General features: G+C 72.6%; 13 protein-coding genes. 8 read left to right on the forward strand and 5 right to left on the reverse strand.

The window, feature by feature from the left end; all coding sequences use genetic code 11:
• Nucleotides 1-115: 115 nt before the first annotated feature.
• The 5 genes from fabG (at nucleotide 116) to ACFWUY_RS36210 (ending at nucleotide 4,714) form a co-directional block, all read left to right on the forward strand.
• A complete protein-coding gene (fabG, locus tag ACFWUY_RS36190; protein ID WP_384120056.1) occupies nucleotides 116-877 on the forward strand; it encodes a 3-oxoacyl-ACP reductase FabG in 762 nt (253 codons plus the stop codon).
• A gap of 29 nt (nucleotides 878-906) precedes the next feature.
• On the forward strand, nucleotides 907-1,674 hold the full coding sequence (locus tag ACFWUY_RS36195) for an SDR family oxidoreductase (protein WP_384120058.1): 768 nt from the start codon (nucleotides 907-909) through the stop codon (nucleotides 1,672-1,674).
• 148 nt (nucleotides 1,675-1,822) lie between these two features.
• Nucleotides 1,823-3,400: an ABC transporter substrate-binding protein gene (locus tag ACFWUY_RS36200; RefSeq protein ID WP_384120061.1), complete on the forward strand. Its 1,578-nt coding sequence runs from the start codon at nucleotides 1,823-1,825 to the stop codon at nucleotides 3,398-3,400.
• A gap of 86 nt (nucleotides 3,401-3,486) precedes the next feature.
• Nucleotides 3,487-4,170, forward strand: coding sequence for a uracil-DNA glycosylase (gene ung, locus ACFWUY_RS36205; protein ID WP_384120064.1), 684 nt, complete (start codon nucleotides 3,487-3,489; stop codon nucleotides 4,168-4,170).
• 70 nt (nucleotides 4,171-4,240) lie between these two features.
• A complete protein-coding gene (locus tag ACFWUY_RS36210; protein ID WP_384120067.1) occupies nucleotides 4,241-4,714 on the forward strand; it encodes a hypothetical protein in 474 nt (157 codons plus the stop codon).
• Nucleotides 4,715-4,875: 161 nt separating this feature from the next.
• On the opposite strand, the gene ACFWUY_RS36215 is transcribed toward ACFWUY_RS36210, so the two are convergent.
• From ACFWUY_RS36215 to ACFWUY_RS36225, 3 genes are all read right to left on the reverse strand, one after another.
• Entirely contained in the window at nucleotides 4,876-5,376 is a 501-nt protein-coding gene (locus tag ACFWUY_RS36215) for a hypothetical protein (RefSeq protein ID WP_384120070.1), read from the reverse strand.
• 96 nt (nucleotides 5,377-5,472) lie between these two features.
• Entirely contained in the window at nucleotides 5,473-6,000 is a 528-nt protein-coding gene (locus ACFWUY_RS36220; RefSeq protein WP_384120074.1) for a DinB family protein, read from the reverse strand.
• Nucleotides 6,001-6,053: 53 nt separating this feature from the next.
• Entirely contained in the window at nucleotides 6,054-6,836 is a 783-nt protein-coding gene (locus ACFWUY_RS36225; protein WP_384120077.1) for a TetR/AcrR family transcriptional regulator, read from the reverse strand.
• Between the two features lie 92 nt (nucleotides 6,837-6,928).
• On the opposite strand from ACFWUY_RS36225, the gene ACFWUY_RS36230 reads away from it, so the two are divergent.
• Complete coding sequence (locus tag ACFWUY_RS36230; protein WP_384120080.1) at nucleotides 6,929-8,116, forward strand: FAD-dependent monooxygenase; 1,188 nt, start codon at nucleotides 6,929-6,931, stop codon at nucleotides 8,114-8,116.
• 59 nt (nucleotides 8,117-8,175) lie between these two features.
• Nucleotides 8,176-9,081, forward strand: a complete 906-nt coding sequence (locus ACFWUY_RS36235; RefSeq protein WP_384120084.1) for a Gfo/Idh/MocA family protein — start codon at nucleotides 8,176-8,178, stop codon at nucleotides 9,079-9,081.
• Here the strand turns inward: ACFWUY_RS36235 and lnt are convergent.
• Entirely contained in the window at nucleotides 9,005-10,654 is a 1,650-nt protein-coding gene (gene lnt, locus ACFWUY_RS36240) for an apolipoprotein N-acyltransferase (protein WP_384120088.1), read from the reverse strand. The genes ACFWUY_RS36235 and lnt overlap by 77 nt on opposite strands.
• Nucleotides 10,655-10,914: 260 nt before the next feature.
• Entirely contained in the window at nucleotides 10,915-11,361 is a 447-nt protein-coding gene (locus ACFWUY_RS36245; protein ID WP_384120091.1) for a nuclear transport factor 2 family protein, read from the reverse strand.
• 90 nt (nucleotides 11,362-11,451) lie between these two features.
• Here ACFWUY_RS36245 and ACFWUY_RS36250 point away from each other — a divergent pair, with 90 nt between their 5' ends.
• On the forward strand, nucleotides 11,452-12,045 hold the full coding sequence (locus ACFWUY_RS36250; protein WP_384120094.1) for a flavin reductase family protein: 594 nt from the start codon (nucleotides 11,452-11,454) through the stop codon (nucleotides 12,043-12,045).
• Nucleotides 12,046-12,092 lie beyond the last annotated feature (47 nt).

The following is a 12,092-nucleotide window of genomic DNA, read 5'->3' on the forward strand; positions in this document are numbered from 1 at the left end:
CTTCTAGCGTCTCGTTCTGCGGACGATACTAAGCGGTCGCTCATGTGCGGGACGCAGGAGCGCGCGACCGGTTCGACCGCGACCAGGGACGATCCAAGGGCGAGGAGAACCAAGCATGTCCACCACCGAGCAGCGCGTAGCCGTCGTCACGGGTGCCGCACGGGGAATCGGCGCCGCCACCGCGCTCCGCCTCGCGGCCGAGGGCCGCGCCGTCGCCGTACTCGACCTCGACGAGGCGGCCTGCAAGGACACCGTCGAGAAGATCACCGCGGCGGGCGGCACCGCCCTCGCGGTCGGCTGCGACGTCTCCGACAGCGCCCAGGTGGAGGCCGCCGTCGCGCGGGTCGCCGCCGAGCTCGGCGCGCCGACGATCCTTGTCAACAACGCGGGTGTGCTCCGCGACAACCTGCTCTTCAAGATGTCCGAGTCGGACTGGGACCTCGTCATGAACGTGCACCTCAAGGGTGCCTTCCTGATGGCGAAGGCCTGCCAGAAGCACATGGTGGACGCCGGTTTCGGCCGGATCGTCTCGCTCTCCTCCTCCTCGGCGCTCGGCAACCGCGGCCAGGCCAACTACGCGGCAGTGAAGGCCGGTCTGCAGGGCTTCACCAAGACCCTCGCCAAGGAGCTCGGCAAGTTCGGCATCACGGCCAACGCCGTCGCCCCGGGCTTCATCGTCACCGAGATGACCGCGCAGACCGCCGAGCGCGTCGGCATGGGCTTCGAGGAGTTCCAGGCCGCCGCCGCCACCATGATCCCGGTGCAGCGGGTCGGCCGCCCCGAGGACGTGGCCAACGCCATCGCCTTCTTCACGGGCGACGACGCGGGCTTCGTGTCGGGCCAGGTCATGTACGTGGCCGGCGGCCCGCTCAACTGACGACCGGCAGCGAGAGGAGCGAGGCGGACATGAGCACACAGGAACGGCCGGAGCTGTCCGGCAAGGTGGCCCTGGTCACCGGCGCGAGCCGGGGCATCGGGTACGGCATCGCCGAGGCGCTCGTCGCCCGCGGCGACCGGGTCGTCATCACCGGGCGCGGCGAGGAGGCCCTCAAGGAGGCCGTCGAGCGACTGGGGGCCGACCGGGCGATCGGCGTCCCCGGCAAGGCCCACGACGAGGCCCACCAGGCCGCCGCCGTCGAGGCGGCGATGGACGGATTCGGCCGGGTGGACTTCCTGATCAACAACGCCGGCACGAATCCGGTCTTCGGGCCGATCGCCGATCTGGACCTCGGGGTGGCCCGCAAGGTCTTCGAGACCAACGTGGTCTCCGCGCTCGGTTTCGCCCAGCGGACCTGGCACGCCTGGCAGAAGGAGCACGGCGGCGCGATCGTGAACATCGCGTCGGTCGCCGGGGTCTCCGCCTCGCCCTTCATCGGCGCGTACGGAATGAGCAAGGCCGCGATGGTCAATCTCACCCTGCAATTGGCGCATGAATTCGCCCCGCTGGTGCGGGTCAATTCCATTGCGCCGGCAGTCGTGAAGACCAAATTCGCGCAGGCGCTGTACGAGGGCCGGGAGGCGGAGGCGGCCGCCGCCTACCCGCTCGGCCGGCTCGGCGAGCCCGAGGACATCGGCGGCGCGGCCGCCTTCCTCACCTCGTCCCAGTCGGAGTGGATCACTGGTCAGACGCTCGTCGTCGACGGCGGGATTTTCCTGAACGCCGGAGTCGGGTGACCGATATCCGGACACTTTCCGGAATCTGTGTCCGGATTGAGCCCGGTTGTTCAGCGAATGCCTCAAGTGCCCCGTCAGGCTCGAAGATTGACCTGGCGGGGTGCTGCGGTATCGTCGGCCGACCCCTGGCTGAACGAGGAGCGTGCACGTGTTCAACCGGACCAGTCTGCAGGCCGCTGCAGCCCTTGTGTCCATATCCCTGGTGTCCGGATGCGGTGTCTTCTCGGACAGTGAATCCGCCGGGGATCAGAGACTCGTCATCGGTACGACGAGCTCTCCCACCACGCTCGATCCGGCCGCCGCCTGGGACAATTCCTGGGAGCTCTTCCGGAATATCTTCCAGACCCTGGTGAGTTTTCCGACCGGCAGCACCATTCCGGCTTCGGACGCCGCCGACTGCAAGTTCTCCGACACCGCCAGCCGGGTCTTCGAGTGCAAGCTCGTGGAGGGCCTCACGTTCTCCAACGGGCACAAGCTGGACGCGAAGGCCGTGCAGCACTCGATCGAGCGCATCCGCACGATCAACCACAAGGGCGGCCCCAACGGGATGCTCGGCTCGCTCGACAAGATCGAGACCGTGGGCGACAGGACCGTCGTCTTCCGGCTCAACAAGTCGGACGCCACCTTCCCGTTCGTCCTCGCCACGCCGGCGATGTCCCTCGTGGACCCGGCCGAGTACCCGGCCGACCGCCTCCGCGAGGACGGCAAGGTCACCGGATCGGGGCCGTACGTCCTCGACTCGTACACCGAGCACGAGTCGGCGGAACTGACCAAGAACCCCACCTACAAGGGCTTCGCCGACCGGAAGAACGGCGGCGTGACCATCAAGTACTTCGACCAGTCCGACGCGATGGTCGCAGCACTGAAGAAGGACGAGATCGACGCCACCTACCGCGGCCTCACCGCCGAGGAGGTCATCGCACTCCAGGAGGACAAGCCCGAGAACAAGGGCCTGCAGCTCATCGAGTCGACCGGCGCCGACATCCGCTACCTCGTCTTCAACACGCAGGACCCCTCGGTGGCCAAGCTCGCCGTCCGCAGGGCCATCGCCCAGCTCGTCGACCGCGACGAACTGGTCAACAGGGTCTACCAGGGCACCGCCGAGCCCCTGTACTCGATGGTGCCCAAGGGCATCGCCGCCCACACCACCAAGTTCTTCGACCGCTTCGGCTCGCCGAGCGCCAAGAAGGCCAAGGAGATCCTCCGCGACGCGGACATCACCGATCCCGTCGAGCTGACCTTCTGGTACACGACGGACCGGTACGGCTCCTCCACGGCGGCCGAGTTCAAGGAACTCAAGCGCCAGCTGGAAGAGTCCGGGCTCTTCAAGGTCACCGTGGAGGGCAAGCCCTGGAAGGAGTTCCAGGCGGGCTACCAGAAGGGCGAGTACCCGGTCTTCGGGCGCGGCTGGTTCCCCGACTTCCCGGACCCGGACAACTTCGTCGCCCCCTTCATCGGCGAGGAGAACGTCCTCGGCACGCCCTACGTCAGCCCCCGGATCACCGGCGAGCTGCTCCCGAAGTCCCGCCGCGAGAGCGACCGCGGGACCGTCACGGACGAGTTCGTCGCGGCCCAGGAGATCATGGTCCAGGACGTCCGGCTGCTGCCGCTGTGGCAGGGCAAGCTGTACATCGCGGCCGGTGAGGACATCGGTGGCGGCGAGGTCGCCCTCGACCCGCAGACGGTCATGCAGCTCTGGCAGCTGCACCGCCGGGCCAGCTGGTAGAAGGACGGTCTGCCGGGGGCCACTGTCAGTGGCCCCCGGTAGGTTCTGGGACGAGAGACACGAACGTCCACCGGAGGTTGTTGACCGTGACCGACACCAGCATGCTGCCCGAGTCCTGGCGGGGCGTCCTCGGCGAGGAACTGCAGAAGCCGTACTTCGAGCAGCTCACCGAGTTCGTCGAGCAGGAGCGCGCCCGGGGGCCGGTCTTCCCGCCGAAGGACGAGGTCTTCGCCGCCCTCGACGCCACGCCGTACGACAAGGTGAAGGTGCTGATCCTCGGTCAGGACCCCTACCACGGCGAGGGCCAGGGACACGGCCTCTGCTTCTCGGTCCGCCCCGGGGTGAAGACCCCGCCCTCCCTGCGGAACATCTACAAGGAGATGCACGCCGAGCTCGGCCACCCGATCCCGGACAACGGCTATCTGATGCCGTGGGCCGAGCAGGGCGTCCTCCTGCTCAACGCCGTTCTGACGGTCCGCGCCGGCGAGGCGAACTCGCACAAGGGCAAGGGCTGGGAGAAGTTCACGGACGCCGTGATCACCGCCGTCGCCTCGCGGCCCGACCCCGCCGTCTTCGTCCTCTGGGGCAACTACGCCCAGAAGAAGCTGCCGCTCATCGACGAGGAGCGGCACGTGGTGGTGAAGGGCGCCCACCCCTCGCCCCTGTCGGCGAAGAAGTTCTTCGGATCGCGGCCGTTCACCCAGATCGACGCGGCCGTCGCGGCCCAGGGCCACGAGCCGATCGACTGGCGCATCCCGGACCTCGGCTGAGCCTCGGCCCGATCCGGGCCGGGTGCGGCTAGCGTCGATCCTCCCAGTGGGTGAGCGGGTGGAGGTCGCGGTGACCGAGCAGCAGCAGGTGTCGGACGACGGGGTCATGACCAGGATCGGGCAGGCCATGATGCTGCTCCACGGCGGCGACCGCGAGGAGGCCCGCAACCGCTTCGGGCTCCTGTGGCAGCAGATCGGCCTCGACGGGGACCCACTGCACCGCTGCACCCTCGCGCACTACATGGCGGACGCCCAGGACGACCCCGACACCGAGCTGGCGTGGGACCTCCGGGCCCTGAGCGCGGCCGAGGGGCTCGCCGAGGAGCGGCTCGCCGCGCACGACTCGGCCGCCGCGCTCCGGGCGCTGTACCCCTCGCTCCACCTCAACCTGGCCGCCGACTACGTCAAGCTCCAGCGCTTCGACGCCGCCCGCGTCCACCTGGACCGGGCCCGCGCGGCCTCGGACCACCTGGACGACGACGGCTACGGGAACGGGGTGCGGGCCGCCATCGAGCGCTTGGAGCTACGACTCCGCGCGGAGTGAGGCGGCGGGTGGTCCGCCAGGGCGTCCGGCGGACCGTGGCGGCCGGCCGGGCCTCCGGGGCGCCCGGGGCTGTGGTGGCCGACGGCCCCGCCGGATGCCCGGATGCCCGGGGGCCGGCGTGCGCCGGACCCGTACCCGGTGGCGGGTCGCCCGAGGGCGGCTCAGTGGCCGTACGTGCCGTGGCAGATCCTGGACGGATCGCTGCCCGGGGCCCAGCCCCCGTACCGCTCGCCCAGCTCGCAGACGTCCGCCCGGGACACCGGCGCCTTCCGCGGCAGCCCGGCCGGCTCCGGAAACTCGGGGAGTTCGGGGAGCGTCGGCCGGGGTGCCGGGCGCGGACGCTCGCGCTGCCCGGGTACGGCCGCGGGGCGCCGCGCCTCCGGGCGGGGCGGTGGGGCCGTCGCCCGCCGGCGTACGTCCGACGTGGGTGTCACTCGGGGTGCGGCGGTCGGCGGGGGAGCGGGCATCGCCGCTTCGAGGGCCTCGCGGGCCGGGCCCTCGACGATCTGCGGGGCCACGTCCTGGGCGGGCCGTACGGTCTCCGTCTCCGCGGCCGGCGCGGGGACGGGCGCCGGCCGCGGGGCGTCCACCGAGACGCAGCCCGCGAGGGCGGCCACGGCCGCCCCGACCAGGATCTTCGCTGTGGTTCGGGTTCCATGCACCCGCGCCACTCTGCTGGTCCCGCGGTGATCTTCGCGCCCCTACCGGCGGGGAATGCCCCGCAAGGGTGAGCCGGCGCGGTGCCCGCCTTGACCCGCTCAGTCGCCGGTCGCGCCGTCGATCCGCTCCCGGAGGAGGTCCGCGTGGCCGTTGTGGCGGGCGTACTCCTCGATCATGTGGAGGTAGATCCAGCGGAGGTTGTAGCTCTTCCCGTTGGGGCGCTTGCCCTTGCCCAGGTCGTCGAGACCGCTGTCCGCCGCCACACCGCGCGCGTGGGCGATCTCGGCCTGCCAGGTGGCGTACGCCTCCTCGTAGGTGTCCTCGTCGGTGGTGTGGATGTCCCGGTCGTGGTCCTCGTCCGTCGAATAGATCCACTGGGTCTCCTCGCCGGCCAGGGTGCGCCGGAACCAGCCGCGCTCGACCTCGGCCATGTGGCGGACGAGGCCCAGCAGGTTGAGGTCCGAGGGCGGGGCGGAAAGGGTGCGCAGCTGGGCGTCGTCGAGCCCCTCGCACTTCCTCGCGAGGGTCGCGCGGTGGAAGTCGAGCCACTGCTCCAGCGCCTCGCGCTCGCCCGAGGTGGTGGACGGGTCGACGCGGGGGACGGATTCGATGCGTTCGGTGGTCATGCGCGGCATCGTCTCCCATGATCACCGCTCGTGCCACCGCTTTCCGGTCGCGCTCAGCGGGTTCGACTCCCGAGCATGCCCCGCAGCAACTCCTCGAAACCGGTACGAAGTTCCGCGAGGCTGGGCACGGCCGCGTGGAAGGAGCCCGCGGCGCAGGAGAACATCAGCCCCTCGCACCAGGCGATGAGGGAGAGCGCGTGCCGCTCGGGTTCCTTCGAGCCGGCCGCCGTCGTCATCGCGACCAGCGGGTCGTGGAACACGGAGCCGGCGGCGTCGAAGAAGGCGCGGAGCTCGGGACGGCGGGTGGCTTCGAGGGCCAGCTCGTAGCGGGAGACGAGCAGGGCGCGATGGTCGGTGAGATAGCGGTGCAGGGCGAGGGCGAGGACGTCCACGAGTACGGCGGGGTCCAGGGGAGCGGTGGTGTTCCCGGTCGCGGCGGGAGTCACGGGGTCGGTGGTGCCCCCGGACGCGGCGGGAGCCATGGGGCCGGTGGTGTTCCCGGACGCGGTAGGAGCCGCGGAGCCGGTGGTGTCCCCGGGTGCGGCGGCGCTTCCGGCGCCCGGCAGCTCGTCGGGGGTGAGGACCCGGGCCTCCAGCTCGACCTGACGTCGCACGGCCGTCTCGAGCAGGGCCTGGCGCGTGCGCGCGTGGTTGGACGTCGAGCCCTGCGGCAGCCCCGCCCGCTCGTCCACGGCGCGATGCGTCAGACCCCGCATGCCGCGCTCGACGAGGAGGTCGAGGGCGGCGTCACCGATCCGTTCGGCACGTGAGGCGGAGGGCTCCGGGCCCTCGGCACCGGCAGTGGGGGAGGCGGGGGACGGGGTGGGTGTGCTCATGCGGGACAACCTACTACCGAGCCGACTACACCTGTAGTACGGTCAAGGCGTCGGCCTCACTACACCTGTAGTTCCCTCTCTGAGGAGCACCCATGGAGCAGCACCGTGCCGTCGTCGTCGGAGCCGGCGTCGGCGGGCTCACCGCCGCCGTCGCCCTCCACCGGAACGGCTGGCAGGTCACCGTCCTGGAACGCGCCGCCGACCTCGCCCCCGTCGGCGCCGGCATCGGCCTCGCTCCCAACTCCCAGCGCGCCCTGGACGTCATCGGCCTCGGCGACCGCGTCCGCTCCCTCGCCGCCTGGCAGGGCGACGGCGGCATGCGCACCCCCGGCGGCCGCTGGCTCGCCCGTACGAACGCCGGGGCCGCCGCCGCGCGCTTCGGCGGGCCGCTCGTCCTCCTGCACCGGGCCACCCTCGTCGAGATCCTCACCTCGGCCCTCCCCGACGGAAGCGTCCGCACCGGAGCGGCCGCCTCGCTCGTCGACCCCGGCGACGCCCACCGCCCCGCCCGCCTGACCACCCCGCAGGGCGAGATCGAGGCCGAACTCGTCGTCGGCGCCGACGGCATCCGCTCCGCGCTGCGGCACACCCTCTTCCCCGAGCACCCCGGCACCCGGTACTCCGGCTGCACCACCTGGCGGGTCGTCGTCCCCGCCCCCGAGCGGCCCTTCGCCCCGCACGAGACCTGGGGCGCCGGACGCCTGTGGGGCACCCAGCCCCTCAAGGACGGCCGGATCTACGCGTACGCCATGGCCACGGCCCCCGCCGGCGGCCGCGCGCCCGACGACGAGAAGGCCGAACTCCTCCGCCTCTTCGGCGACTGGCACCACCCCGTGCCCGAGATCCTCGCCGCCGTCGAACCCGACCAGGTCCTGCGCCACGACGTCCACCACCTGCCCGACCCGCTGCCGGCCTTCCACCGGGGCCGGGTCGCGCTCCTCGGCGACGCCGCGCACGCGATGATGCCGAGCCTCGGCCAGGGCGGGAACCAGGCGATCGAGGACGCCGTCGTCCTCGCCCACCACGCCCGCTCCGCGCCCGACTTCCTCCCGGACCGCGCCCTCGCCGCGTACACCGCGGACCGCCTGCCGCGCACCACGGCCATCGTCCGCAAGGCCGCCCGTACCGGAGCGCTCACGATGCTCTCCGCCCGTCCCGCCGTCGCCCTGCGCTCCACCCTCGTCGGCGCCGTCTCCCGCCTCGGGCCCGGCTTCCTCCTGCGCGGCTTCGACGGCATCACCGACTGGCACCCGCCGGTTGCCCCGGCCCGTCCCGCGTAAGCTGACCTGCGCGAACGGCCCGTGCGCACGGGGCCGGTGGACACGACAAGGGAGACCCCGTGAAGGTTGGCTGCATCGGACTCGGCGACATCGCGCAGAAGGCCTACCTTCCCGTCCTCGCCACCCTCCCCGGCGTCGAGCTCCACCTCCAGACCCGCACCGCCGCGACCCTGGACCGGGTCGCCGACAGCCTCCACCTGCCGGCCGACCGGCGCCACCGCGACCTCGACTCGCTGCTCTCCGCCGGACTCGACGCGGCCTTCGTCCACGCGCCGACCTCCGTCCACGCCGAGATCGTCGGCCGCCTCCTCGAAGCGGGCGTCCCCACGTACGTCGACAAGCCCCTCGCGTACGAGTACGCCGACTCCGAGCGGCTCGTCGAACTCGCCGAGAAGCGTGCCGTCGGCCTCGCCGTCGGCTTCAACCGGCGCCTCGCCCCCTCCTACGCCCAGTGCGTCGAGCACCCGCGCGACCTGATCGTCCTCCAGAAGAACCGGGTCGGCCTGCCCGAGGAGCCCCGCACCCTCGTCCTCGACGACTTCATCCACGTCGTCGACACCCTGCGGTTCCTGCTCCCCGGGGAGGTCGAGCACGTGGACGTGCGGGCCCGGATCCGCGACGGGCTCATGCACCACGTCGTGCTCCAGCTCTCCGGCGACGGCTTCACCGCCATCGGCATGATGAACCGGATGAGCGGCTCCACCGAGGAGATCCTGGAGGTCTCGGGACAGGACACCAAGCGCCAGGTCCTCAACCTCTCCGACGTCGTCGACCACAAGGGCCAGCCGACCCTGCGGCGGCGCGGCGACTGGGTGCCGGTCGCCCGCCAGCGCGGGATCGAGCAGGCCGTGCTCTCCTTCCTCGACGCCGTACGCGACGGGCGGCCGCTCAGCGCCCGCGACGCCCTGCTGACCCACGAGCTGTGCGAGCGCGTGATCCGCGAGGCGCTGGTCCAGGCCTCCTGAGGGCTCCCGCGCCCTCGGCGGCGCACACCGCGCCCAGCACGGCGAACGCCCCGTACAACGCCCAGTCGCCCCACCGGACGTAGAACGTCGTCGTCACCGAGAGCGGCAGCTCGCGGACGGCGACGGCGCTCGCCTCCGTGCCGAGCGCGGGCCCGATCCGCCGCCCGTCGGGCCCGTGGGCGGCGCTGACCCCGGTGAGCGTCGCGTGCGCGACCGGCCGGCCCGTCTCCGCCGCCCGCAGCGCGGCCAGGGACGCGTGCTGGGCCGGCGCCCAGCTCTCCTGGAAGGTGCTGGTCGCCGACTGGACGACCAGCAGACCCGCGCCCTCCCTGACGAGACGCCGGCTCATGTCGGGAAAGGCGGACTCGAAGCAGATCAGCGGCCCGACGCGCGGGCCCCGGACGCCGTCGGAGCCGGTGCCGGTGCCCGTGCCCGGCAGCGTCATCACGACCGGCGCCGTGCCCCGCCGCCGGTCCTCCTCGGCCGCCTTGCCGACCGACGTCACCCACCCCAGGACGCCGCGAGCCGGAACGTACTCACCGAACGGCACGAGCCGCATCTTGTCGTACCGCTCACCCGTGAGCCCCGTCGGAGCGACCAGGACGGCGCTCTTGAAGATGCCGGGGCGGTCGGCCCGGCGCGCGTCCACGTTCACCAGGAGCGGCGCGTCGACCGCTCGCGCCAGGGCGGTGAGCCGGGCGGCGACCTCGGGTCGGCCGGCCGGATCGACGCCCACGCCGCTCTCACCCCAGACCACCAGGTCGAGACGCTGCCCCACGAGCGAACGGGTCAGCTCCTCGGCCCGCGCGAACCGCCCCTCGGGCCCTTCGGGACCCCCGAACACCCCGGGCTGTACGAGGGCCACCCGTACGGTTCCGCTCTCGGCCGGCGGCCCGACACCCCAGGCGGCCGTGCCGGCCACGAGCGCGCAGGCCGCGAGCCCCACGACACCGACGGTACGCAGCCCCGGCGCCGCCACGGCCAGGACCACCGCCGTGTTCACGGCCACCACGAGCAGGCTCACCAGCCAGACCCCGCCGACCGAGGCGAGCCGCAGCGCCGCCGGGACCTCCCACTGGCTCGCCCCGAGCAGCCCCCACGGGCCGCCCAGGCCCTCCCAGGAACGGACCAGCTCGATCAGCAGCCAGCCGGAAGGCACCGCGAGCAGCGCCACGGCGGCCCGCGACGACGACGGCGCGTCACCGAGCAGGGACCGGACGAGCCAGCCCCACGGCAGCCACAGCAGGCCGAGCAGCACGGCGAGCGGCAGCAGGAAGACGTGCAGGCTGGGCAGCAGCCAGTGATGGACGGCGAGCACGAAACCGATGCCGCCCAGCCAGCCGTCCAGAGCGGCCCGGCGGGCCCCCGGAGCCGTACGGATCAGCAGCAGCCACGGGACGAGCGCCAGATACGCCCACCACCACAGGCCGGGGGCGGGAAAGGCCAGTGCGGGCAGCGCACCGCAGCCGACGGCGAGCAGGGAACGGGCGACCCCCCGCCGAAGCGCCGGGCCCCGGCCGGGTGCCCCGGCCGGGCCTCGGCCCCACCGCCGACTCCCGAACGCGATCCGCATGGCATGCCTCCCGCCCCTGCCTTCAGTGTCGGACGTGCCGGGCCCCGGCGCGGCCCGAGGGACGCGCGGACCTCGGCGCGGCCGGTGAGGGACGCACGGGCCGCGCCGTGACCGACGGGGCCGGCGGCTCCGCGCGGTCCATGACCGCGCCGTACGACCGACGGTTCCGCACGACCGACGGGCCGTGACCGCGCCGCTCGGTCGACGGGCCGGAGCGGCTTCGCGTGGGCCGGCGGGACCCACCGGCCCGGCCGGCCGGTTCAGCGTTGCCGGCGCCACCGTTCGTCGACGACGACCGAGCGCAGCCGCCAGCCCTCGGCGGTCCGCAGGGCCGCGAAGGCGTAGCGGCCCCCGCAGACGAAGTCCTCGCCGGAGGCGAACCGCATCGGGTTGACGTAGTCGGCGCGCACGTCGGCCGCGTCACCCGGTTCCTGATACCCGGGCGGCCCCCGGAAGAGGACCTGCCGGTTCACGATGAGGTGCTGGCGTACGGGAAAGAGCGTCATCGTCTCGGCGAGCCAGTCGGCCACCTCGGCCGCCGGCCCCTCGATCCCGCCCGACCCCCGGTAGTCGGCCCGGCCCTCCGGGGTGAACAGCGCCCGGTAGGCGGTCCAGTCGGCGTCGTCCACGGCCGCCGCGTACCCGGTGATCAGGTCGTCGACGGCGAGTCGGTCCATCACGGTCGCGAGGTCCACGCGCTGCGTCATGGTTCAGTGTCGGGCAGGCCGGGTCGGGGGCCAAGAGGCGTGCGTACGGAGAGTGCGGGGAGTTCCGGCGGTGCGGTCATACTGTCGGGCATGCGTGTGAACATCGATCCCGAACTGAGCGACCGCACCTCCTTCTACCGGCTGCTCACCGCCACCGTCGTTCCCCGGCCGATCGCCTGGGTCTCCACGTCGTCGGCCGACGGGACGGACAACCTGGCCCCGCACTCCTTCTTCACCATCGCCTCGGTCGCGCCGCCGGTCGTGCAGTTCACGTCCGTCGGCCGGAAGGACTCGCTGCGCAACGTGGAGGAGACGGGGGAGTTCGTGGTCAACCTCGCCCCCGAGGGCCTCTTCGAGCAGATCAACGCCACGGGAACCGACTTCCCGCGCGGGGTGAGCGAGTTCGACGCCTGTGGCGTCGAGCGTGAGCCGAGCCTGCGGGTGAAGCCGCCGCGCGTGGCGCAGTCACCGGTGGCGCTCGAGTGCGAGCTGCACAGCACGGTGCGGATCGGCGACTCGACGGTCGTCTTCGGCCGGGTCGTGCACGCCGCCGTCGACGAGTCGGTCATGGTCGAGGGCCACCCCGAGATGACGCTGATGCGTCCGCTGGCCCGGCTCGGCAAGAACGAGTGGGGCACGTCGGGCGGCATCAAGGAGATCGCCCGCGTCCCCTACCGGGGCTGACCCCCCTAACTGTCGAGGGGGGGGGCGGGAGCCACGCCCCCCGGCCA

Origin of the sequence: Streptomyces sp. NPDC058664 (assembly GCF_042716635.1) — a bacterium.
GTDB lineage: Bacteria > Actinomycetota > Actinomycetes > Streptomycetales > Streptomycetaceae > Streptomyces.

What these genes read in the sequence shown, in the direction of transcription:
- lnt (WP_384120088.1), bottom strand. Translation starts at nt 10,654, where the DNA reads ATGCGGATCGCGTTCGGGAGTCGGCGGTGGGGCCGAGGCCCGGCCGGG.
- ACFWUY_RS36230 (WP_384120080.1), top strand. Translation starts at nt 6,929, where the DNA reads ATGGAGCAGCACCGTGCCGTCGTCGTCGGAGCCGGCGTCGGCGGGCTC.
- ACFWUY_RS36220 (WP_384120074.1), bottom strand. Translation starts at nt 6,000, where the DNA reads ATGACCACCGAACGCATCGAATCCGTCCCCCGCGTCGACCCGTCCACC.
- ACFWUY_RS36245 (WP_384120091.1), bottom strand. Translation starts at nt 11,361, where the DNA reads ATGACGCAGCGCGTGGACCTCGCGACCGTGATGGACCGACTCGCCGTC.
- ACFWUY_RS36250 (WP_384120094.1), top strand. Translation starts at nt 11,452, where the DNA reads ATGCGTGTGAACATCGATCCCGAACTGAGCGACCGCACCTCCTTCTAC.
- fabG (WP_384120056.1), top strand. Translation starts at nt 116, where the DNA reads ATGTCCACCACCGAGCAGCGCGTAGCCGTCGTCACGGGTGCCGCACGG.
- ACFWUY_RS36195 (WP_384120058.1), top strand. Translation starts at nt 907, where the DNA reads ATGAGCACACAGGAACGGCCGGAGCTGTCCGGCAAGGTGGCCCTGGTC.
- ACFWUY_RS36225 (WP_384120077.1), bottom strand. Translation starts at nt 6,836, where the DNA reads ATGAGCACACCCACCCCGTCCCCCGCCTCCCCCACTGCCGGTGCCGAG.